At 60.7% G+C, this 23,389-nt stretch carries 22 protein-coding genes and 1 tRNA gene; 4 read left to right on the top strand and 19 right to left on the bottom strand.

Translation table 11 applies throughout. The annotated features are described in order from the left end of the window. From P8X48_02830 to P8X48_02820, 3 genes are all read left to right on the top strand, one after another. Positions 1-1,987 (top strand): serine/threonine-protein kinase (locus tag P8X48_02830; GenBank protein ID MEJ2106250.1); only part of this gene is annotated, 1,987 nt, incomplete at its 5' end. A gap of 26 nt (positions 1,988-2,013) precedes the next feature. Further along, positions 2,014-2,748, top strand: coding sequence for a Stp1/IreP family PP2C-type Ser/Thr phosphatase (locus P8X48_02825; protein MEJ2106249.1), 735 nt, complete (start codon positions 2,014-2,016; stop codon positions 2,746-2,748). Between the two features lie 106 nt (positions 2,749-2,854). Continuing rightward, positions 2,855-3,532, top strand: a complete 678-nt coding sequence (locus P8X48_02820) for an FHA domain-containing protein (GenBank protein ID MEJ2106248.1) — start codon at positions 2,855-2,857, stop codon at positions 3,530-3,532. Between the two features lie 9 nt (positions 3,533-3,541). Here the strand turns inward: P8X48_02820 and radA are convergent, their stop codons facing one another. From radA to rnr, 9 genes are all read right to left on the bottom strand, one after another. Beyond that, a complete protein-coding gene (gene radA, locus P8X48_02815) occupies positions 3,542-4,906 on the bottom strand; it encodes a DNA repair protein RadA (protein ID MEJ2106247.1) in 1,365 nt (454 codons plus the stop codon). Next, a complete protein-coding gene (alr, locus tag P8X48_02810) occupies positions 4,893-5,996 on the bottom strand; it encodes an alanine racemase (protein MEJ2106246.1) in 1,104 nt (367 codons plus the stop codon). Before alr ends, radA begins: the two co-directional genes overlap by 14 nt. Further along, complete coding sequence (gene dnaB, locus P8X48_02805) at positions 5,993-7,402, bottom strand: replicative DNA helicase (protein ID MEJ2106245.1); 1,410 nt, start codon at positions 7,400-7,402, stop codon at positions 5,993-5,995. Before dnaB ends, alr begins: the two co-directional genes overlap by 4 nt. 42 nt (positions 7,403-7,444) lie before the next feature. Next, the gene (rplI, locus tag P8X48_02800; GenBank protein MEJ2106244.1) at positions 7,445-7,891 is read right to left on the bottom strand and encodes a 50S ribosomal protein L9; all 447 of its coding nucleotides are present in this window, start codon (positions 7,889-7,891) and stop codon (positions 7,445-7,447) included. A 16-nt stretch (positions 7,892-7,907) separates the two neighbouring features. Next, a complete protein-coding gene (rpsR, locus tag P8X48_02795; protein ID MEJ2106243.1) occupies positions 7,908-8,135 on the bottom strand; it encodes a 30S ribosomal protein S18 in 228 nt (75 codons plus the stop codon). A 14-nt stretch (positions 8,136-8,149) separates the two neighbouring features. After that, entirely contained in the window at positions 8,150-8,623 is a 474-nt protein-coding gene (rpsF, locus tag P8X48_02790; protein MEJ2106242.1) for a 30S ribosomal protein S6, read from the bottom strand. 174 nt (positions 8,624-8,797) lie between these two features. After that, positions 8,798-9,058, bottom strand: a complete 261-nt coding sequence (locus P8X48_02785) for a hypothetical protein (protein ID MEJ2106241.1) — start codon at positions 9,056-9,058, stop codon at positions 8,798-8,800. Continuing rightward, positions 9,055-9,816: a 23S rRNA (guanosine(2251)-2'-O)-methyltransferase RlmB gene (gene rlmB / locus P8X48_02780; protein ID MEJ2106240.1), complete on the bottom strand. Its 762-nt coding sequence runs from the start codon at positions 9,814-9,816 to the stop codon at positions 9,055-9,057. The genes P8X48_02785 and rlmB overlap by 4 nt, the downstream gene beginning before the upstream one ends. Continuing rightward, positions 9,809-12,238, bottom strand: coding sequence for a ribonuclease R (gene rnr / locus P8X48_02775; protein MEJ2106239.1), 2,430 nt, complete (start codon positions 12,236-12,238; stop codon positions 9,809-9,811). Before rnr ends, rlmB begins: the two co-directional genes overlap by 8 nt. A gap of 70 nt (positions 12,239-12,308) precedes the next feature. On the opposite strand from rnr, the gene P8X48_02770 reads away from it, so the two are divergent. Then, positions 12,309-12,395 (top strand) — tRNA-Leu (locus P8X48_02770). Between the two features lie 43 nt (positions 12,396-12,438). Here P8X48_02770 and P8X48_02765 read toward each other — a convergent pair. The 10 genes from P8X48_02765 to P8X48_02720 form a co-directional block, all read right to left on the bottom strand. Further along, entirely contained in the window at positions 12,439-13,737 is a 1,299-nt protein-coding gene (locus tag P8X48_02765; GenBank protein ID MEJ2106238.1) for an adenylosuccinate synthase, read from the bottom strand. A gap of 37 nt (positions 13,738-13,774) precedes the next feature. Further along, positions 13,775-14,962 (bottom strand): ATP phosphoribosyltransferase regulatory subunit, encoded by a 1,188-nt coding sequence (locus P8X48_02760; protein ID MEJ2106237.1) that lies wholly within the window; start codon positions 14,960-14,962, stop codon positions 13,775-13,777. A 130-nt stretch (positions 14,963-15,092) separates the two neighbouring features. Beyond that, the gene (gene hflC, locus P8X48_02755) at positions 15,093-15,965 is read right to left on the bottom strand and encodes a protease modulator HflC (GenBank protein ID MEJ2106236.1); all 873 of its coding nucleotides are present in this window, start codon (positions 15,963-15,965) and stop codon (positions 15,093-15,095) included. After that, entirely contained in the window at positions 15,962-17,137 is a 1,176-nt protein-coding gene (hflK, locus tag P8X48_02750) for an FtsH protease activity modulator HflK (GenBank protein MEJ2106235.1), read from the bottom strand. Before hflK ends, hflC begins: the two co-directional genes overlap by 4 nt. An 81-nt stretch (positions 17,138-17,218) precedes the next feature. Continuing rightward, positions 17,219-18,589: a GTPase HflX gene (hflX, locus tag P8X48_02745; GenBank protein MEJ2106234.1), complete on the bottom strand. Its 1,371-nt coding sequence runs from the start codon at positions 18,587-18,589 to the stop codon at positions 17,219-17,221. Further along, a complete protein-coding gene (hfq, locus tag P8X48_02740; GenBank protein MEJ2106233.1) occupies positions 18,546-18,809 on the bottom strand; it encodes an RNA chaperone Hfq in 264 nt (87 codons plus the stop codon). Before hfq ends, hflX begins: the two co-directional genes overlap by 44 nt. 92 nt (positions 18,810-18,901) lie before the next feature. Continuing rightward, positions 18,902-19,822 (bottom strand): tRNA (adenosine(37)-N6)-dimethylallyltransferase MiaA, encoded by a 921-nt coding sequence (gene miaA / locus P8X48_02735; GenBank protein ID MEJ2106232.1) that lies wholly within the window; start codon positions 19,820-19,822, stop codon positions 18,902-18,904. A 69-nt stretch (positions 19,823-19,891) separates the two neighbouring features. Continuing rightward, positions 19,892-21,376 carry a lysine--tRNA ligase gene (gene lysS, locus P8X48_02730; protein ID MEJ2106231.1) on the bottom strand — a complete coding sequence of 495 codons (1,485 nt, stop codon included), beginning with the start codon at positions 21,374-21,376 and terminating at the stop codon, positions 19,892-19,894. A gap of 49 nt (positions 21,377-21,425) precedes the next feature. Next, on the bottom strand, positions 21,426-22,454 hold the full coding sequence (gene prfB, locus P8X48_02725; protein ID MEJ2106230.1) for a peptide chain release factor 2: 1,029 nt from the start codon (positions 22,452-22,454) through the stop codon (positions 21,426-21,428). 146 nt (positions 22,455-22,600) lie between these two features. Continuing rightward, positions 22,601-23,215: a hypothetical protein gene (locus P8X48_02720; GenBank protein ID MEJ2106229.1), complete on the bottom strand. Its 615-nt coding sequence runs from the start codon at positions 23,213-23,215 to the stop codon at positions 22,601-22,603. Between the last annotated feature and the right edge of the window lie 174 nt (positions 23,216-23,389).

Raw genomic sequence — 23,389 nt, 5'->3', positions numbered from 1 at the left:
CGGAACGCTTCCCGCTTTCGTGCGCGCAAACCGGCTCACGCAAATCAAGGCGCCGGCCGACAATATCATCGAACCCATTCCCGCAAACGCGGTGCTCTACCCCCTGAACGAGTTCGGCAAGGGGCTTGCCGGCGTAGGGCATATCAATTTGATTCCAGATTCCGATGGTGGAGTGCGGCTTGAGCCCCTGGTGCTCAACTATTACGGTGACTACTACCCGTCCCTCTCGCTCTTGCTCGCGGCGCGCAGCCTGAATGTCTCCCCCCGGCGTATTCGCGTGGACCTGGGCAAGGGCATAGGCATCGGCAAGTTGTTTATTCGTACCGACGAATTCATGCGTATGTACACGGGGTTCTATACCGATGCCGATGGCAAATCCCCGTTCAGCACCTACTCCTTTGTCGACGTGCTGAACGGAAAGATCCCGCTTCATGTCTTCCGCAACAAGATTGTGATTATCGGACCCACCGCGCCGGGCGTTGGCAAGCCCTTCCCCACCCCGGTAAACGCCGCCATGCAGGAACCGGTGTTGACCGCGAATCTCGTGACTTCAATCCTGAACGAGGATTTCTATACCCGGCCGACGTGGACCACGTGGGCCGAACTCGGGCTCCTCTTTGTCGTCGCAGCCTATCTGGTGGTTGTTCTTCCGAAGCTGCGGGCTGGCATGGCGGCCATGCTGTCGCTGATCGTCCTCATCGGTCTGGTGGTGTTGGGGCAGTATATGATGCTATCCGAGAAGACCTGGCTGCAGACCATTTCGCCGGCCTTTCTGCTGGTTATCGGCCACATCGTGCTAACGACCAAGCGTTTCTTCATGACCGAACGATTGAAGGCCCACGCCGAGAGCGATTCGGCGCAGAACAACCGTATGCTTGGCCTTACCTTCCAGAGCCAGGGGCAACTGGACATGGCCCTGGACAAGTTCCGCAGTCTGCCCGTGGACGATTCCGTGCTCGAACTGATGTACAACCTGGCCCTGGACTTTGAGCGCAAACGTCAGTTCAGCAAGGCGGTTTCCTGCTATGACTACATTCTGAAACATGACAAGAAATTCCGCGACGTGAAGGGAAAGCGGGACCGCGCCCAGGCCGTGGACGGCACCATCATTATGGGCGGGCGGGCTGCCTCACCCGGGGGCACGCTCATCGTCGACGGCGCCGCCCAGAAACCAACCCTGGGCCGTTACCAGGTCGACCGCGAACTCGGCCGTGGAGCCATGGGCACGGTGTACCTCGGACACGACCCCAAGATCAATCGCGTCGTGGCTATCAAGACCCTTGATCTGACGGCCGAATTCGAGGATGGCGAGATCGAATCGGTCAAGGAGCGCTTCTTCCGCGAGGCCGAAACCGCCGGCAGACTGAATCATCCGAATATCGTGACCATCTACGATGCAGGAGAAGAACACGACCTGGCCTATATCGCCATGGAGTTCCTGGAAGGCAAGGATCTCGCGTCCGTTATTGCCGAGGACGAACATCTGGATCCCGACTGGATTCTCGACGTGGTCGGCCAGGTTGCCGATGCCCTGGACTACGCACACAAGCTGAACGTAGTGCATCGCGACATCAAACCTGCGAATATCATGTTCAACGAAGCCGATGGAACGGTAAAGGTCACCGATTTCGGCATTGCGCGCATTACCGATCGGAGCAAAACAAGAACAGGGATCGTGCTGGGCACGCCCTCCTACATGTCGCCGGAGCAATTCACTGGCAAGAAAGTGGATGGCCGCTCGGATCTGTTTTCCCTCGGCGTCACCATGTTCGAGTTGCTCACGGGCGAGCAGCCATTTGGGGGGGATTCCATCGGGGAACTAATGTATCAGATCACCAACGCCAAGCACCCGAATCCAGTGAAGCTGCGGGACGACCTTCCGGCCTGTGTCCGGACCATCATTGACAAGGCCCTGCAGAAGGATGCGAAAAAGCGATACCAGACCGGTGAGCAGTTTGCGCATGCGGTCCGGCGTTGCATGAGCTAATAATAACGGAGCGGACGGCAGCAACCATGCGTACAGAAATGACGGGGCAAACGCATCAGGGGATGGTGCGAACCAACAACGAGGACAGTATCGCCGTATACCCGGAAATCGGGTTGGCGATCCTGGCGGACGGGATGGGTGGACACCAGGCCGGCGAGGTCGCCAGTGGCACCGCCGTGGAAATCATCCATCGCTATTTCACGGACAAACTGGAAAACGGCGAGGCCGCGTTGGATGGCAGCAATGTCATTGAGGCCATCGAGCTGGCCAACACTGCAGTCTTCGAGATGTCCAAACAAAAAACTGAATACAGTGGCATGGGAACCACGGTGGTCGTTGCCTACTTCAATGACGAAAATCTCCACATCGGTCACGTGGGCGATTCGCGTCTGTACCGCTTGCGTAACGATGTACTCGAACAGCTAACGGAAGATCATTCCGTGGTACAGGAGCTGGTAAGCCGGGGCTTCATGTCGCGGGAAGAAGCTAACGCCTCCATGAACAAGAATCTGGTTACCCGCGCCCTGGGTATCGACGCAGTCGTCAATGCGGCCCTGACCGAAACCACTTGCGAGAACGACGATATCTACCTGCTCTGCTCGGATGGATTGAGCGACGTCGTCACGGATGAGTCCATCCGGGCGGCTTTGGCAGGACAGCGCGATACCCTGGATAAGGCGGTCGAGGGACTGATCCAGCAGGCCAACGACGCCGGGGGGCCCGACAATATTTCCGTGCTGTTGGCGCGTACGTCTGATTGACGGTTATCGTTGAGGGGTCTGGTATATTTATTGCACTTAACCTTCCGGTCAGCTCGTACAGGAGATGACGCAGGCCTGGCCGGGGATAAGAGGGTAAAAAGGAATCATGGCGAAATTTATAGTCAAATTTAACAATGAAGTAGTAGACCATATCGACCTGGGTCAGGGGGATATGAAGATCGGTCGGCGACCCGGTTCGGACATCCATCTGGATAACCTGGCCGTCAGTGGCACCCATGCGAATATCTTTACCATCGGTGAAGATTCATTCATCGAGGACCTGAACAGCACCAACGGCACACTGGTCAACGACAAGAAGATCACAAAACACCATCTGCGCAACGGTGATTCCGTTGTGATCGGTAAGCATGAACTGATCTATGTATCCGATGACCAGGCTGAGTCGCCGACTGAATCCAATGACTTCGCCAAAACGGTGATCATCAATCCCGGCGCGGTTTCGGCCCCGCCTCCGGCTGCTGCGGCCCCGCCGTCTGCTTCCGGTACGTCGTCCGCCACGCGGCCCGCCGCGATCTTCGTGCTCAGCGGCGCGAACAGTGGCAAGCGGATTGATCTGACAAAGAGTGTGACCAGCCTTGGGCGCACGGGGCGCAAGTCCGGCACCATCACCAAGACCGACGGAGGTTATCGCCTGGCACCGGTGCCCGATAGCGACGATGCACCGACCCTCAATGGTCGCCCTATCCCGGCGGGCGGAGTCCCGCTGAAAAACGGCGATGTAGTCGAGGTGGCTGGTACCCGGCTACAGTTCTACTACAAGTAGGCGCCGGCATCAGTCGCCACGAAGTACGGGCATGACCTCGTTCAGACGACGAACCGGAATCACCTCGAGCCCCGGAATCGGGCTTTTGGGCCGGTTGGCATAGGGGATCAACGCCCGTTTCAGGCCCATCTTGGCGGCCTCCCGCAGGCGCTCCTGCCCTCCCTGCACCGGCCGGATCTCACCGGCGAGGCCGACCTCGCCGAATACGACCAGATCATTGCCCAATGGCCGATCGCGCATGCTGGAGACCACCGCCGCAATCATGGCCAGGTCAGCCGCCGTTTCGCCCACCCGGATCCCGCCGGCGACATTCACGAACACATCACGATCGTAACTCGGCAAACCGCCGTGCCGATGCAGTAGCGCCAGCAGCATCGCCAGGCGCTGTGATTCCAGACCAACGCATACCCGTCGTGGCTGCGCCAGGTGGGTTTCTTCCACCAGGGCCTGCACCTCCACCAGCAGTGGCCGCGATCCTTCCTGCGTCGCCAGCACCACGCTCCCGGGCACGGCATCGCCGTGACGACTCACAAACATGGCGGACGGGTTACTCACGCCCTGCAATCCTTTTTCGGACATCAGGAATACCCCTACTTCGTTCACGGCGCCAAAGCGGTTCTTGAACGCCCGGATCAGCCGAAAACTGCTAGAGGTATCGCCTTCGAAATACAGCACCGTATCCACCATGTGTTCCAACACGCGCGGTCCGGCAAGGTTTCCTTCCTTGGTCACATGGCCCACAAGGAACAAGCTGATCCCGCGGCGCTTGGCCAGCCGGACCAGTTGCGCCGCCGACTCGCGCACCTGTGACACACTTCCCGGCGCGGATTGCAGAAGATCAGTGTAGGCCGTCTGAATGGAATCGATTACCACCACACGCGCCTGTTCAGCGTCCATCACGGCACTTACGTGTTCCACCCGATTCTCCGCCAGCAGACGAACGCTACCGTGTTTCAGTCCCAAACGATGAGCGCGTAACGCGATCTGTTCCGCCGATTCCTCGCCGGTGACGTACAGAACCGGATGACTGGTGCTGATCGCATCCAGCAACTGAATCAACAGGGTCGACTTGCCAATACCCGGATCACCGCCCAGCAATACGACTGACCCCGCCACCAGACCGCCACCCAGCACGCGATCCATCTCGGCGCTGCCAGTGGGCATGCGCTGCAGATGCTCCGGGCGCACGTCCTCCAGGCTTTGAACCTCGGATCCGGGGGCCAGCCCTTCCCGAGGCCCCACCCCGGCCGCGGATGCCGTTGACACGCTCTCCTCCAGGGTGTTCCAGGCACCACAGCCCGGGCACTGGCCCACCCACTTGGGCGTTTGCGCTCCGCAGGCGTTGCACACGAACACGGTCCTAGGTCGTGCCATCACCCGGCTCCCCCGCGACCTCAACGCGCGGCACACGCTCGCTCACCCTGCACAGGAGCTCGTACGCGATGGTCCCGGCCTGTTGCGCGATTTCGTCGACCGGCAGTTTGCCGCCCCATAGCATCACCCGGTCCCCGACGCTGGCCTCCGGCAGGGATCGCAGATCGACCGTGATCATATCCATGGAGACCCTGCCGATGAGCGGGACCCTTTGATCCCGCACGATCACGGGGGTGCCGCCCGGCGCATGACGCGGGTAGCCGTCGCCATACCCGAAGGCGACTACGCCTACTCGCATATCCTCGGGACAGACAAATGTGCCTCCATAGCCAACGGCGTCACCGCGACGATGTTCATTAATGGCGATCAGGGCGCTCTCGGCCTGCATCGCGGGCTGCAGGTCCAGCTCTTCCGCACTCTTGTTGGCAACCGGAGAGGCGCCATACAGCATGATGCCCGGGCGCACCCAGTCATGGTGGCTTTCGGGCCACGCCACAATGCCGGCCGAATTCGCCAGACTCCCCGCCAGGCCGGTCGTGGCAAGCAGGTCATGGAACAGGTCGATCTGCCTGCGTGTGGGCTTGCTGTCCGGCACATCTGCATCGGCCAGATGAGACATCAATCCGAGCAATTGCACACGCTCGCAGGCGCGCACCCGGGACAGGATCTCCGGAAGTGCCTCTGGCGGGAAGCCCAGCCGATGCATACCCGTATCCACTTTCACCCAGGCTGCGATGGATCCGCTGCCACGAAAGGCTTCCAGTTGCTCCAATTGAGACACATGGTGAATTACCACCTGCAGGCCTTCGCCTGCCACCGTGGCCAGTTCATCGCTGTTGAAGAAACCCTCGAGCAGACACAAAGGCTGCGCAGATGGCAGCAGGGCACGCACTGCGAGCGCTTCTTCCAGGGAGGCTACGCCGAAGACATCTGCATCCCCCAGGGCGGAAATCGCGCCGGTGATCCCATGGCCATAGGCATTGGCCTTGATCACCGCCATCACCCGGGCACCCGACGCCAGTTGGCGGACCCGGGAGAGATTGTGGCGAAGCGCGGCCGTGAAGATGAGTGCCCGCGCCGGGCGGCTCATCCGTAGGCCTCGTCGAAACCGGCGTGAATATAATTCTCGAACTTGGTGTATTCACCAAGAAAGGTGAGGCGCACCTTCCCCGTAGGACCGTTGCGCTGCTTGCCGATAATGATTTCGGCGGTTCCCTTGTCGGGACTGTCCTCGTTGTAAACCTCGTCGCGGTAGATGAACAGGATCACGTCGGCATCCTGCTCGATGGCACCGGATTCCCGCAAATCGGACATTACCGGGCGCTTGTCTGGACGCTGTTCCAGACTACGGTTGAGTTGCGACATGGCAATCACCGGGACGTCGAGCTCCTTGGCCAGATTCTTGAGCGAACGCGTAATGGCCGAGATCTCTGTCGCGCGGTTCTCACCCGCTTCTTGTGCCTGCATCAGCTGCAGATAGTCGACCACCACCAGATCCAGTCCATGCTCGCGCTTGAGTCGTCGAGCACGGGATCGCAACTCGGTCGGGGAAAGGCCCGGTGTGTCGTCGATGAAGATCGGCGCCTCTGACAACATGGTCATGGCCGACATGAGTCGCGGCCAGTCGTCTTCATCCAGGCGCCCGGTGCGCACCTTGTGGCCATTGATGCGGCCCAGGGACGCCAGCAGGCGCATGGCCAGCTGCTCTCCCGGCATCTCCATGCTGAACAGCGCTACGTGCTTGTGCTCCCCTACCGCCGCATTTTCGGCCACATTCAACGCCAGGGATGTCTTGCCCATGGATGGACGTCCGGCAAGGATGACCAGGTCCGAGGCCTGCAGCCCCGAGGTCATCTCGTCCAGATCCCTGAATCCACTGGCGATACCGGTGAGGGCGCTGTCGGAATGGAACATCGTATCGATGCGATCCACGGCCTTGACCAGCAGGGATTTGAGGGGCTGAAAGCCGCCGCGGCGGGAGGCGCCCTGTTCACTAATTTCGAGGATGATTTGCTCGGCCTTGTCCAGCAGGTCACCTGCGCGACGGCCCTCCGGTGCATAGACATTGTCGGCGATACGGCTGGCGGCGTTGGCCAGTTGGCGCATGATCGACCGTTCGCGCACGATGTTCCCGTAGGCGACAATATTTGCCGCGCTAGGCGTGTTGTTCGCGAGCGAGCTCAGGTAGGCGAGCCCGCCGACATCATTTAGCTGGTGCTGTTTCTCGAGAAACTCGGAGACTGTAACCACGTCAGCAGGACTGCTGTCGTTTGCCAGTGCGGCAATGGCGCTGAAAATGAGGCGGTGTTCCTTGCGGTAGAAGTCTTCGGCCGTGAGCGTATCAGCAATCTGGTCCCAGCGGCTGTTGTCCAACAACAGGCCGCCGATCACGGACTGCTCGGCCTCGACGGACTGCGGCGGCAGGCGCGACTCGGCGGATCCGGGTCGCGCGTCGCGTAACGAGTAGGCGTGCTCCTCCATCAAACCCTCATGCAAGCGAGTTCACCTCGAACCCGTACGGGCAATCGGCACCCCCTGCTATTCAGCGACGATGGAAACCTTGATATCGACGGTTACTTCCGGATGCAGCGACAGCTGGACATCGTGGTCACCGATTTCCTTGAGCGGACCATCGGGCAGGAGAACCTCGGAACGCTGAGCCTCGAAACCGGACGCAGCCAGCGCCTCGACAATCTCGCGTGCCCCAACGGAACCGAACAGTTTCCCTTCTTCGCCGGCCTTGGCGACGATCTGCACGGTGACTCCCGCCATCGCCTCGCCCCGGGAGCGAGCCGACTCGAGATGCTCGGCCTGGGTCTTTTCAAGTTCCGTGCGCTCGGCTTCGAACTTGGCCCGATTGGCTTCATTGGCAACCACGGCCTTGCCATAGGGAAGGAGATAGTTGCGCGCGTAGCCCGCCTTGACGGAAACCTCGTCGCCGAGGCTGCCGAGGTTACGGATCTTGTCGAGTAGTATCACATTCATTGCAATGTCTCCGGGCCTACTGGTGCTGATCCGTGTACGGCAGCAGCGCCAGATACCGTGCGTACTTCACCGCGCGCGCGAGTTGGCGCTGGTAGCGGGCCTTGGTGCCCATCACGCGACTGGGAATGATCTTGCCCGTCTCCGTGATGTAACCCTTGATCAGATTGAGATCCTTGTAGTCGATCTCCTTGATGCCTTCGGCCGTGAAGCGGCAATATTTCTTCCGACGGAAATAGCGTGACATATCCTGTACCTCCTCTAGTCTTCGTCGCTTGTGGCCGACTCTGGCTCTTTATCGCTGGAAGTTTCCTTGTCCTCTGACTTTTCCGCAGATTCCGTTTTTCTGGCAGCTTCATCCGTGGATTCCCTTGCTCGACCCCGGTCCTCACTCGAAGAACCACCCTCTTCCTGCTGCGCCTCTTTCGCCATGGGGGACGGTTCGGTGATCGCCTCTTCGCGGCGCACCGTCAGCCAGCGGAGCACCGCATCGCTGAACTTGAAGGATGATTCCAGCTCGCGCAGGGTGTCCTGATCGCACTCAATGTTCATGAGTACGTAGTGAGCCTTGTGGACCTTGTTGATGGTATAGGCAAGCTGACGGCGGCCCCAGTCTTCCAGGCGGTGGATGGCACCCTTTCCGGAGTCGACCATGGCACGATAACGCTCAACCATGGCAGGAACCTGCTCGCTCTGGTCCGGATGGACCAGAAACACGATTTCGTAGTGACGCATTGTATCTCCTCTCGGGTTTGCCTCCCGGCTGCATCGTTCCGGTGAGGTAAGGAGTGAAGTCATGACACCGGCTTCGGTGCCGCGAAAGCGGCGCATTCTAACCGGATTTGGCCTCCGTGCCAAGGGAAACAGAACTGAAAATCAGTAGCTTAGACCGGGGGTCCGCCCCTGTTTCTAGAGGGATTTTCGAATCTTCTCATAGCCCGCCTTCAACTCTGCGCCCAACTCTCCGGCGGCCGTCAGGACGTCCTTGCCCGCCTCGGCGCTTGCACCCCCAAGCTGCCGGGCCTTGGCCTCGAAATGGCCCCATTTCCTTTCCAGCTCGTCCCATTGCTGCCGGGCCTCGGCCGCACCCAGGTGAATCTGCACGCGCAACTCATCCCGCTGGGTCTTGAGCTTCTCCAGCATTTCCGTCACGTCTTCCCGTGTAATCATTTCTTGCTCCCGGTTGGTCCGCTACGGCGTTGCCGCACCGCTTCAAAAAGTATCACCGCGGCCGCATTGGAAACGTTCAGGCTCTCGACCGCGCCCACCATGGGAATGCTGACCAGCACGTCGCAGTGTTCCCGCGTCAGCCGGCGCAAGCCCTTTCCCTCGGCTCCGAGCACAATAGCCGTGCGACCTGTCAGGTCGCTTTGATACAGATCAGAATCGCCATCGCCGCTCGCACCCAGCACCCAGAAACCCGCTTCCTTCAGTTGCCCGAGGGTACGTGCGAGATTGGTCACCCGGATCCAGGATATGATTTCCGCGGCACCGCAGGCGGCCTTCCGCACTGTGGCATTTACCCGTGCCGCGCGGTCCCTGGGGATCACGACCGCGGCGACCCCGGCGGCCTCTGCGGTTCGCATGCACGCGCCGAGATTGTGCGGATCCTGCACACCATCCAGGACCAGCACCAAGGCATCCTCCGGAACCCGCTGCACCAACTGCGCAAGGTCCGCATCGCCAAGGCCCTGCCCAGCAACAATCTGTGCGACGATCCCCTGATGGGCCACACCCGCACCGGCCTTCTTCTCCAGTTCGGTACGCCCGATCCTCTGGAGCGCGATGCCGAGGCGGTCTGCCTGATCAAGCAGTTTGGCCATACGTGCGTCTTGGCGCGCTGCATCGACCCAAAGCCGGGTGATCTGTTCGGGTCGGCGCTCCAGGTCACCCACCGCATGGATACCGACTACGGTTTCCTCAGTCACTTCGACGACCGCGTTTGCCGCCGCGGCGGGATTTCTTCTTGCCGGAACCGGTTGTGGAGGGTCGAGCCGGTTTCTTCTTCGCCTTGCTGTTCTTCTTGTTGCTCGTGTTCTTGCTCGCAGTCTTCCGTGTAGCCGCCTTCTTCTTCCGCACCGGTGGGCGCCCCTTCTTCTTTGATCGAGGCCCGCGTCGTGGACGGCCTTTTTGCTCCATCAGTTCCAGGTCAATCCGCGCCTCGTCCAGGTCCACCCGCACCACGCGAACTGACACCTCGTCCCCAAGCCGCAGTACCTGGCGGGTTCGTTCACCAATCAACGCATGCTTGACCGGATCGAAACGGTAGTAGTCGTTTCCCAGGGACGAGATGTGAACCAGTCCTTCGACATAGATGTTGCGAATCTCCACGAACAGTCCAAAACCGGTTACGCCGCTAATGACCCCGTCGAATACCTCTCCAACCCGGTCCGTCATGTACTCCGTCTTCAACCACTTGATCACGTCCCACACCGCTTCATCGGCACGCCGACCGGTCATGGAACAGTGTTCGGACTGCACCTTTACCGCGTCCATGAATTCCTGAGAGGGAGTCGCCCCGAGAACCCGTGACAAGGCATGCTTCACCCGACCACGCCCCTGCTTCTTTTTCACCACACCCTTAATGGAGCGATGGACCATCAGATCCGGATAGCGTCGGATCGGCGATGTGAAGTGGGCATAGCTGGCGAAGGCAAGAGCAAAGTGACCAATATTGTCCGGTGTGTAGATCGCCTGACTCAGACTGCGCAGCATGACCGTCTGGATCAGACGTGCATCCTTGCGACCTTCCAGTTGCGACAGCACATGAGCGTAGTCAGCCGCTTCCGGTTTCGCACCACCGCCCAGGGACAGACCGAACTCGGAGAGGAACTCCCGCAGCGCCGTAAGCTTCTCTGCCGTAGGGCCCGCATGAACGCGGTACGGCGTCGGCACCTTGTGCTCCCCCAGAAACTCGGCGGCACAGACATTGGCGGCCAGCATGCATTCCTCGATCAGGCGATGGGCGTCATTCCGCTCCACCGCGACGATGGTCTCGATCTTGCGATTCTCGTCGAAAACGATGCGGGTTTCCGGGAGCTCGAAATCAACAGCACCACGTGCCAGGCGTACCTTGTGCAACGCGCCGTATACCGCATGCAACTGTTCCAGATGCGGAACCAGGGGCTCATATTGCTCGCGCAGATCCCTGTCCTTGCCGACCAGCATGGCGGCGACCTTTGTGTAGGTCAGGCGCGCATGGGAGCGGATCACGGCCTCGTAGAATTCATACGACTTGACCCGGCCCTGGGGGGTGACCACCATGTCGCACACCATGGCCAGGCGATCGACTTCCGGCATGAGCGAACACAGATTGTTCGACAGCGCCTCGGGTAGCATGGGAATTACCCGGTCCGGAAAATAGACCGAATTACCCCTTTCAAATGCCTCGCGGTCGAGCTCGCTGTCCGGTGTCACATAGAACGAGACATCGGCAATGGCCACAACCAGCCGCCAGCCCTTGCCCTTGCGCTCACAATACACGGCATCGTCGTAGTCCCGTGCATCCTCCCCGTCAATGGTCACCAGGGGCAGCGTCCGCAGATCCCGCCGCCCACGCTTCGCGCTCTCGGGCACTTCCTTGCCGATGGCGATGACCTCTTCGTCGATCGCGGGCGACCAGCGATTCGGTAGATCGAACTTCCGGATTGCGACATCCACTTCCATTCCGGGCGCCATGTGATCGCCCAACACCTCGATGATCCGGCCCATGGCGCGGACGCGACCGTCCGGATAGCGGGTAAGCTCGACTTCGACGATCTGTCCGCCGCGCGCGCCGTTTGCGTCTTCGGGTGAAACAAAGATGTCATGGGCCAGGCGCTTGTCTTCCGGGACCACCACGCCGACACCATCCTCCACATACCGCCCAACCACGGTCTTGTGCCGCCGCTCCAGTACCTCGACGATGGCACCCTCGCGCCGCCCGCGGGAATCCATACCGACAACCTGCCCCATGGCGCGGTCACCGTGCATGACCTTGCGCATCTGGCGTGGGGACAGGAACAAATCGTCACTGTTGTCGTCCGGGGCCAGGAACCCGAATCCGTCGGCATGACCGATCACGGTTCCGGACACCAGGTTCATGCGCTCCACCCGGCCGTAATGGCCGCGGCGATTCCGGTGCAGCTGTCCGTCGCGCACCATCGCGCGCAGGCGACGCTGGAAGTGTTCAAGGTCCTGCTCGTCGCGCAGCTCCAGCGCCGCTGCCAGTTGTTCCGCAGTCAGCAGTTCGCCGGCATCGGACAGGACCTCGAGGATGGCCTCGCGGCTCGGGATGGGCCGGTCATACTTGCGGGCCTCCCGTTCGGCATGGGGATCGACGAATTTCTTGCGGTGTTTCCGCGTTGACATGGATTTTTTCTCTCGGTAGAGTGCGCCACCTGCTCCGGCCCCGTTTGTTCGCAAAGGGAGCGCCGGCTATGCCGAGGTGGCGGAATTGGTAGACGCGCTAGCTTCAGGTGCTAGTGGGGGCAACCCCGTGGAGGTTCAAGTCCTCTCCTCGGTACCAGCTTTTCCCTGAACGTTTCATTGTAGGGTACGTCCCGGGCACATCATTGTGCCGTGAACGGGTCCCGCAGGATGATCGTTTCCTTGCGATCAGGTCCGGTGGAAATGATGTCCACGGGTACCCCGGTCAACTCCTCCAGACGCTTGAGATAGGCGACCGCATTCGCCGGCAGCTCCTCGTACCGCTGCAGACCATAGGTTGACTCGCTCCAGCCCGGCATCTCTTCGTACACCGGTGTCACCCGCTCCAGTGCCTCGGCCCCCGCCGGCGGGTTGGCGTGGTCCTTCCCGTCGATTCGATAGGCCGTACACAGCCGCACCGTATCCAGTCCATCCAGCACATCCAGCTTGGTAATGCACATCCCGGAGACACTGTTCACGAAACAGGAGCGACGCAGGGCCACGGCATCGATCCAGCCGCAACGCCGTTGACGCCCCGTTGTCGCACCAAATTCATGGCCTCTGTCGCCGAGCCGTTGACCAGTGTCGTCGTGCAACTCGGTCGGGAACGGACCGGCGCCCACCCGGGTCGTGTAGGCCTTGGTAATACCCAGAACATAATGGAGATTGCCGGGGCCGGCGCCGGTACCGGTGGCCGCCGCGCCGGCACTCGTATTGGACGAGGTGACGTAGGGATAGGTGCCGTGATCAATGTCCAGCAGCGTGCCCTGGGCGCCTTCGAAGAGAATCGGCCGGCCCTCGGCGACAAAGGACTCGAGGACCCCGGTTACATCGGCGACCAGGGGGCGAATGCGCTCGGCATGGGCAAGACACTTGTCCAGGGTCTTCTGAAAGTCTACCGCGTCGGACTTGAAATAGTTGGTCAGGGCATAGTTGTGATACTCCATGACCTGTTCCAGCGTATTGGTGAAATGATCGGTGTCAAACAGATCAGCCACCCGCAAACCACGACGGGCTACCTTGTCCTCGTAGCACGGACCAATTCCGCGGCCGGTCGTCCCGATGGCCTTCTTGCCGCGCGCCTTTTCGCGTGCCATGTCGAGGGCGATGTGATGGTCCAGCAACAGCGGGCAGGATTCGCTCACCCGCAGTCGCTCGCCAACCGCCACGCCATTCGCCGTCAGCTCATCTACCTCGGCAAACAGCGCATCCGGTGACAACACCACGCCGTTGCCGATCAGGCACATCACGCCTTCGTGCAGAATGCCCGAAGGAATCAGATGCAGGATGGTCTGTTTCCCATCAATGACCAGGGTATGACCGGCATTGTGGCCACCCTGGAAACGGGCAACCGCCTGCGCCCGATCGGTCAGCAGATCAACGATCTTGCCTTTGCCTTCGTCCCCCCACTGGGTCCCGACGACAACAACGTTCTGTGTCATGGATTCCGACTCTCTCGTAAGTTCAGATTGATTGTATTTATGAAATGGGCCTGACTTTCCACTTCCCGCCGGACTTCGCCAGCTCGCGATCACACTGCAGCTCTTCCGGCGATACGTCCTGATCCGGCAGCGCCTGAACCACCCGTTCTCCCTGCTCCCGCAGCCGCGCAATCTCGACACGCAGATCCGCATCATCCAGGTCCGGAGCCAGGATCCCGCCGGGTTCGGTGCCAGCTTCTCCTTCCGACAGCCGCGCAAGCAATCTCAGATCGACACCAAAGCCGGTTGCCGGGCGCGGGCGGCCAAACACGGCGCCGATTCCATCGTAGCGTCCTCCGTTGGCAATGGCGTTGCCGTGACCCGGAATGAATGCAGAGAATACAACCCCCGTGTGGTAGCCGTACCCGCTCAATTCAGCCAGATCGTAGAACAGTTTACGATCGGGCAGGTCACGCCGGACCCGCTCGCTGACCTGTTCCAGATCATCCAACGCGCCCAGTACGTTTGCCGGAGCCTTGCTGAATTTTTCCCGCGCCTCGACCAGCACCGCTGCATCCCCGTTCAAGCCGGGCAGGGCCGTTAACAGCTCCTGCAGCGTCCGGTCCACACCCCAGGCACCCAAACGTTCGTGGATCTCGCTCTCTGCCTTTCGTTGCATGGCATCAAAGAGCGTGGCCTCCTGATCCGCATCCAATCCCGCCGCCTTTGCGAGTTCGCGAAAGATTCCAACGTGTCCGAGATCGACATGGAGACTATCAATACCCACGACCTCCAGCGTGGCGATCATCAGGCAAATGATCTCCGCGTCGCTGGCGGGCCCGGAGTGGCCGAAGAGTTCGGCTCCGAGTTGCACGGGTTCGCGCGAGCCGCCTGCCTCATCCGGACGTGTGCGCAACACCGGTCCGGCATAGCACAGGCGTACCGGTCCGCTGTGTTTCAGGTAGTGTGAATCGATACGGGCGGCCTGGGGAGTCATGTCCGCGCGAATTCCCATGAGTCGGCCGGAGAGCTGGTCCGTAATCTTGAAGGTTTGCAGATCCAGTTCCTGCGCCACGCCGGTGAGCAGGGAATCCAGGTATTCAATCAGCGGCGGCATGACCAGGGCATATCCCCAGCGTTCCAGCAGGTCGAGCACGCGCCGGCGGAAGCGTTCCAGGCGGCGCGCTTCTTGGGGCAAGACTTCCTCAATTCCGTCGGGCAGGAGCCAACGTTCTTCTACCGACATGCGAGGAATCCCGTTTGTGTTGTCACTTTCATTTCTTGTCTCATGGGCAAGTGGCCCACACCGCAGCTTCCCGAGCCCGGGTCTGATACCGGGCCATGCCTGTCCGGATTCTGATGTTAAGGGGGAACGATCAGCGCGGCTGCGAATTCTTGAGGTAGCGGAAAAATTCCGAACTTGGATCAAGAATCAGCACATCGTCCTTGCTGCGAAAAGTCTTCTTGTATGCCTCGAGACTCCGGTACAGCTGGTAGAAGCTCGGGTTGACCCGCAGCGACCGGGCATAGATGTCTATCGCCTTGGCGTCGCCCTCACCGCGAATCTGCTGGGCATCGCGATAGGCCTCGGCCTTGATGACCTGGCTCTTGCGGTCCGCCTCGGCCTTGATCTTTTCCGCTGCCTCGGCACCGCGCGCGCGATGGTCCTTGGCGATACGCGTACGTTCGGCCTCCATGCGGCGGTACACGGACTGGCTGACCTCGTCCGGCAGGTCGACCCTCTGCAGGCGCACGTCCACGACCTCGATTCCGAACTCCCTCGCCGCCTTGTCGGCACTGACTCGCAGGATGTCCATGATCTCCTGCCGATCGCCCGATACCACAGCGTGCAAGGGGCGCTTGCCGAACTCCGTGCGCAGGCCTCCGTTGATCACCTGCTGCAAACGGGTTCGGGCATTGGCCTCGCTCCCGCCAACGGTCAGATAGAACTTCAACGGGTCGACGATGCGCCACTTCACGAACGAATCCACGATCAAGGTCTTCTTTTCTTCGGTCAGATAGCGTTGCGGTTCGGCATCGAGCGTCAGAATCTGCTTGTCGTAGTAGCGAACCGAATCGACGAACGGTGTTTTCCAGTGAAGTCCGGGTTTGTCGTCCGCCTTCAGCACCTTCCCGAACCGCGTAACCAGGGCCCACTGGCGCATATCCACCGTATAGAAAGAAGAAGACAGGACGACGGCCGCAATCACGACCACGACAAGACCCACGATGAGGCGACCCTGATTCATTGGCCGATCCTCCCCGACGAGGTCCGGTCCTGCATGCGTTCCCGTATCGTCGGCTGGGGCTTGGGCTCGGCGCCGCTATCCCCGGCCGCCATGCTCTTTCCGGCCTTGTCCGCGGCCCGCGCCAGGATCTGGTCCAGGGGCAGGTAGATGAGATTGTTGCCGCCCTTCTGGTCGATCAGCACCTTCGTACTGTTTTCCATCACCTGCTCCATGGTCTCCAGGTACATGCGCTCCCGCGTCACCCGGGGGGCCTTGGCGTATTCACGCGCGATCTGGCTGAAGCGGCGCGCATCGCCCTGCGCCTTGGCCACGACACTCGCCTTGTAACCCTGCGCCTCCTGCATCGTACGGGCGGCGGCACCGCGCGACCGCGGCAGAATATCGTTGGAATAGGCCTCGGCCTCGTTCTTCAGCCGCGCCTCGTCCTCACGCGCCTTGACCGCGTCGTCAAAGGCAGCCTTCACCTGCTCCGGCGGCTGCGCTTCCTGCATTTCGAGATTCGTGATCAGGATCCCGCAGTCATAACGGTTGAGAATCTCTTGCAGGATCTTCTTGGTGTTGTCGCCCACCACGTCCCGACCGGAGGTAAGAATGAAATCCATCGTGTTCTTGCCGGCCTCCTCGCGAATCGCCGACTCGGTCGCGGCCTGAATCGTGCCCTCCACGTTGCGGACATTGAACAGGTACTTCTCCGCGTCACTGATGCGGTACTGCACGGCAAACTCGATATCGACGATGTTCTCGTCTTCCGTCAGCATGAGTGCTTCGTGCGGTTTTTTGGTCTTGCCGCCCGTATTCGGGTTCGAGCGGTAGCCAATCTCGATGACCGACCGCTGCTCTACATTCACCTTCTCGACGTGTTCGATGGGATACGGCAGGTGCCAGTGCAGACCGGCATTCGAGACATCGACCGCTTTGCCAAACCGAAGCACGACGCCCTGTGAGCCCTGCTGGACGACGTACACACCACTGGCCAGCCACACGGCCGCCAGCACTGCAATGATCACGCCGATTCCGAAACCGCCGGCGCCCCGGGAGACGCCACCGCCGCCGCGGCCGCGGCCGCCGCCAAAAAGGCCGCCAAGTTTCGCCTGAATCTTGCGTACGATTTCATCGAGATCCGGCGGCCCCTGATTATCTCGGCCGCCCTGACCCCTAGGGATTCTGGTCACCGGAACCACCCGGTTTGTTCCAAGGCACGGAATACTCCTGCGCGCTACTGCGGAAAGGGAATCAAAGCCGGCATTCTAGGGTCATGGGGCAGAGGTAGCAAGTTCGCCCCGGTCTGCGCCCATCATGTATTCGCGCCTGAAGTCACCCTGTTTTTCCAGCCACTGAAGATCGCTTTCATCCAGGGAAAGATCCATCAGCCAGCCCCCGGCGACACTTGCCTCGTCCCGCAGGACCTCACACCGTTCATGGATGGACGCGTGCAGCCTGCCTGCATCCGGCGGCAAGACGAGCCGACGGAAAAGACGATTGCCCCGGAAGTGTTCCGACAGGGCCTGTTGCAGCAATTCAATGCCGGCGCCGGTTTGTGCCGACAGCCAGATCTTGCGAATCTTCCCGCCTGCGTCGCGCTCCACGCGCGGTGACTCGCCGGAAAGATCAATCTTGTTGAAAACGACGATGCAGGGCACCTGCTGTGCATGGATCTCCTCCAGCACCAGGTCCACCTGGCGCATCAGTTCCTGTCGTTCCGGATTGCTCGCGTCCACAACGTGCACCAGCAGATCCGCTTCGGCAACCTCTTCCAGGGTCGATTTGAAGGCCTCGACCAGGGTGTGGGGCAGATGACGGATGAATCCCACCGTATCAGCGAGGATAATCCCCAGCTTGCCGCCGAGATCCAGGCGACGCATGGTCGGATCCAGGGTCGCGAACAACTGATTGGCCTGATAGACCCCGGCACCCGTAAGGCGATTGAACAGCGATGACTTTCCGGCGTTGGTGTAGCCGACCAGGGAGACCGTGGGGATGGGTACCTTGCGTCGGGTCTTGCGCCGCAGGCCGCGCTGGGCACGTACCCGCTCCAGGCGCTCACCCAGTCGCCGGATGCGATCCCGGATCAGCCGGCGGTCCGTTTCGAGCTGGGTCTCACCAGGGCCACGCAGACCGATACCGCCCTTCTGCCGCTCGAGGTGGGTCCAGCCCCGTACGAGGCGCGTTGCCAGCCGCTCCAGCTGCGCCAGCTCCACCTGAAGCTTGCCCTCGTGGCTGCGTGCCCGCAGGGCGAAGATGTCGAGGATCAGTCCGCTGCGATCGAGTACGCGGCAGGAGATGGCACGTTCGAGATTTCGCTCCTGTACCGGGGTGAGCTCATGGTTGACCACAACCAGATCAATGTCATCGCGTTCCACGGCCTGGCGCAACTCCTCGGCCTTGCCGCTGCCGATGAACAGGCCAGCGTCCGGCTTCTGTCGCCGGCCGACAATGGCACCGACAACCTCGGCACCGGCGGATTGCGCCAGGAATCGGAGTTCTTCCAGGTCCTCCTCGGCCGGACCGCGGGGGAACTGGAGCTGGACCAGCAGGACGCGCGGCGGCGACGTGCGTCCTGCCGATGCGGTGTGGTCGGCGTCAGCCGTTACCCGGGCCTGAGGATGCGTCTTCAGAGGACTCAATGGATAGCTTGATCTGCCTGCTCGGCACGACCGTTGAGATCGCGTGTTTGTAAATCATTTGGCTGACCGAATTCTTCAACAGCACGACGAACTGATCGAAGGATTCGATCTGGCCCTGCAGCTTGATGCCATTCACGAGAAAGATCGATACCGGCACTCGCTCCTTGCGCAAGGTGTTGAGGAAAGGGTCTTGTAGGGTCTGCCCTCTTGACTGGCTCATAGTTATTCTCCTGTCATTGTTATGGTGCTGCTTCGGGTTCACCTGCCGCCGCCTGAATATTCCTGATTCATTGGCGATGGCCGGAAACTCTTTCAGGATGCCCTCATTCGCTCAATTTCGCGTTCCACAAAATCCGCAAACCTTGCCACCAACTGTGGCAGCGCATCCTCGAATATCGTCACCTCCGGGTAATGCCGCAGCCAGGTCATCTGGCGTTTTGCCAGCTGCCGGGTGCTGCTGATGCCCTGTTCGATCATTTCATTATACGTAAGTTCACCGGTCAAGTACCGCCAGGCCTGGCGATAGCCAACCATCCGTACAGAGGGTAGATGGGGGCCCAGATCGCCGCGTTTCAAGAGTGTTTCCACTTCCTCGACCAGGCCGGCCGCCAGCATGGCGTGAAACCGATCGGCGATACGCGCGTGAAGGCGGGAGCGGTCGCTGGGCCAGAGCGCCAGGCGCAAGGGCCTGATCGGGCGCTGATACGCCGGTGCGGTTCGCGCCAGTTCGCTGGGCCCGTGACCGGTCAGCTCGATGATCTCCAGCGCTCGCAGGACCCGTTGGCGGTCGTTGGCATCGATGCGATGCGCGCTCGCTGGATCCACGGAAGCCAGGCGCCTGTGCAGCGCAACCACCCCCTCACGCTCCAATTGTTCCTGCAGACCGGCACGCACCTCGGGATCGGAAGGCGGCACGGGTGGCAGGCCGAAATCCAGGGCACGGAAATAGAAAATCGTTCCGCCCACGAGCAGCGGGACGTTCCCGCGTCCGTCGATCGCACCAATCTCGCGGAGGGCATCTTTGCAAAAATCAGCTGCCGAATAGGGCTCCGCCGGGTCGCGGATATCGATCAGAGCCTGCGGTACCGCGCGCAGTTCCGTGGCTGTGGGTTTTGCCGTACCGATGTCCATGCCGCGGTAGACCTGGGATGAATCCACGCTGATCAGTTCGCAGCCCAGACGTTCATGCAAGGCCGTGGCAAGCGCCGTCTTTCCGATGGCCGTAGGGCCCATCAGGAATACCGCGATTGGCAAAGGCGCCGACATACTTGCCCGTGGTGGGATTTGCGCGCAGTGCGCCGATCAGTCGGGCCGCATATGGGGGAACAGCAGGACGTCCCGAATGGAAGCGGAATCGGTCAGCAGCATCACCAGACGGTCTATGCCCAGACCCTCTCCGGCCGTCGGTGGCATTCCATGCTCCAGGGCACGGATGTAGTCGGCATCGAAATGCATGGCCTCCTCGTCGCCGGCTTCCTTCTCTTGCACCTGCTTGCGGAAGCGTTCTGCCTGGTCCTCCGCGTCATTCAGCTCGCTGAAGCCATTGGCGATCTCGCGCCCTCCGACAAAGAATTCAAATCGATCGGTGACAAAGGGATCCTCATCGTTGCGCCGCGCCAGCGGGGAGACTTCGGCCGGATAGGCGGTGATGAAGGTGGGCTGCCTCAACTGATGTTCGACCGTCTTCTCAAAGATCTCGATCTGTACCTTGCCCAGACCCCATCCATCCTTGAGTGGAATCTCCAGCCGCTTCGCCACCTCGCGCGCACGGTCCAGGTCTTCCAGGTCCGCTTCCTCGACATCGGTATTGAATCGCAGGATCGACTCCTTCACCGTCATACGCTCGAAGCGCTCACCAAAATCGAACTCCTCGCCCTGGTAGCCCAGTTTCGTACTGCCATGAATTTCCTCGGCGAGTCCGCGCAGCAGTTCTTCGGTCAGGAACATCAGGTCGTGGTAGTCGGCATAGGCCTGATAGAACTCGAGCATAGTGAACTCGGGATTGTGACGCGTGGACAGGCCTTCATTGCGGAAATTGCGATTGATCTCGTAGACCTTCTCGAAACCTCCCACCACCAGCCGCTTGAGATACAACTCCGGAGCGATACGCAGGTATAGACCCATGTCCAGGGCGTGATGGTAGGTCTCGAAGGGTCGTGCCGTCGCACCGCCAGGGATTGCCTGCATCATGGGCGTCTCGACCTCCAGGAAACCGCGCTCATCGAGAAAGGCGCGCAGGTACTGGATGATCCGGGTGCGCACGCGAAACGTGTTGCGCGCCACTTCGTTCATGATCAGGTCGAGATAGCGTTGGCGGTAGCGCGTCTCCGTGTCCTGCAGCCCGTGAAACTTCTCCGGCAAGGGCCGCAGGGCCTTGGTCAACAGACGCACGCGCTCGCAACGCACGGACAATTCGCCGGTCTTGGTCCTGAACAGGGTCCCTTCGCCGGCAACGATGTCGCCGATGTCCCAGCTCTTGAACGCGGCATACACTCCTTCCGGCAGCGCATCCCGTTCCAGGTACAACTGAATGCGCCCGGACATGTCCTGCAGGTGGGCGAAGCTCGCCTTGCCCATAACCCGTCGGCTCATCATGCGACCGGCGACCTTCACCCGGACATTGCGTATCTCCAGTTCGGCATTATCCTTCTCGCCGTACTCGGCATGAAGTTCGGCGGCCACGACGTTGCGCCGGAAATCCGTCGGGAATGCCGCACCATCCTCGCGCATGCGCTGCAGCTTGTCGCGCCGCTGGCTGATTTGTTCGTTCTCGTCTTTTTCGCTCATTTAAAATATAAAACAATATGTTATTTAATTATTGTAATCTATATTCTAGCTACAGGCCCTGCTTCAGGCTGGCCTCAATGAAGGAATCCAGGTCGCCGTCCAGGACCGCCTGGGTGTTGCCCGTTTCCACGCCGGTCCGAAGATCCTTGATACGGGACTGGTCCAGGACATAGGACCGGATCTGGCTGCCCCAGCTGATGTCCGCCTTGCTGTCTTCCAGCTTCTGCTGTTCTTCCCTCCGCTTGCCCAGTTCCAGCTCGTACAGCCGTGATTTCAAAACACCCATGGCCGCCGCCTTGTTCTTATGTTGAGATCGGTCATTCTGACACTGCACCACGATCCCGCTGGGGATATGGGTGATGCGCACCGCCGAATCAGTTCGATTGACGTGCTGACCACCGGCGCCGCTGGCACGATAGGTATCAATGCGCAAATCCGCCGGGTTGATATCGACATCGATCGATTCATCGACCTCGGGATACACGAAAACCGATGCGAAAGACGTATGGCGCCGGTTACCTGAGTCGAACGGCGACTTGCGCACCAGCCGGTGTACTCCGGTTTCACTGCGCAAGTAACCGTAGGCGTACTCGCCACCAAAGCGAACGGTCGCGCTCTTTATCCCGGCCACTTCACCCTCGGAGATCTCCATGATCTCGCTCCGGAACCCGTGGCGCTCGCCCCAACGCAGGTACATGCGCAACAGCATATTGGCCCAATCCTGGGCCTCCGTACCCCCGGACCCCGACTGGATGTCGACAAAGGCATTGGCGCTGTCCATCTCACCGGAAAACATTCGGCGGAACTCCAGGGTCGCCAGGCGTTTCTCGACCCCTTCGATGTCGCGGGCGACGGCATTCACCGTATCGGGATCGCCCTCCTCGCCGGCGAGTTCCAGCAACTCGCGCGCATCGGCAATCCCACGGCCGATCACGTCCAGCCCTTCCACTGCTTCTTCCAGACGCGCCCGCTCACGCCCCAGTTCCTGCGCCCGCTGCGGGTCGTCCCAGATGCCGGGCTGTTCCAACTCGCGCTGAACTTCAGTCAGTCTTTCGCTCTTGCCATCGTAGTCAAAGATACCCCCGAAGGGATTCGGCCCGCGCGCTCATGTCGTCGAGCCGATGGTTCAGCTGATTGATTTCTTCCATTTTTCTGCGTGTGTGCGCCGATAAATGCGGCGAAGAATAACCGAATCCGATGGGAAATGTTACTGCTAGCGGGAAATCAGGCGGGCGGAGTGGACGACGAACGGGCGCGCAAACCCATGACGTCGCGGACCAGACGCCGGATGTTCTTAACCGCTTCCGGTGCCTCAATCTCCATGACGTGCTCGATGACCCACTTGTTGTCGGTCCCCACCATGGCGGCCGCACAACGCTCGCCAAGATAACGCTTGAAAGCGTATCCCGGTCCCTCCTGCTCGTCGTAGGCAAACTCGGCGTACCGCGCCAGGCGTTCGTTGAGAAGATCGATGAAGGGTGTGCGATAGTCACCGGGTCCGAACAGGTCTTCCTGGTTGGCCTGCAGGGTCTCCACTACCTGCCGGGCCACCGCGTTGACGAACTGCTCGCGCTCGCCCTCTTCCAGCTTGCCGTACACCATCCGGTCGGCAATCTGGATCAGGAATGCCGCCATCTCGCGCAGGACGCCGATAACCTGTTCGTCTTCAAAGGTGAAGCCTTCCTTATCCATATGGCGGAAGGTTTCCTGGGAGATCTTCCAGATGTTGAACGCGATCACGCCCGCCAGGTCGTCCAGGGTCTTCGGGCGACTGGAGCCTTCCATATTGCGCCGGCTGCGGCGGGACCGGTGCCAACGGGTTTTCATGCGAACGGCCATGGGTGATTCCACGTGTCCTGTGCTTGGAGAAAGAGGCCCGCTCCGGGCCCGCGGTTGGCGATGGTAGTACACCGGAGGGCGGCGGGCCAAGGGGATGGAATCCCTACATTTTCCGCCGACTTTGCCGGCGGCGGTCGGACAGCGGCGATGTTAGACTAGACGGGTCGCACGAGG

The organism is Acidiferrobacteraceae bacterium, from assembly GCA_037388825.1.
Lineage (GTDB): Bacteria > Pseudomonadota > Gammaproteobacteria > Acidiferrobacterales > JAJDNE01 > JARRJV01.
This window is presented reverse-complemented; position numbering and strand designations above follow the sequence as displayed.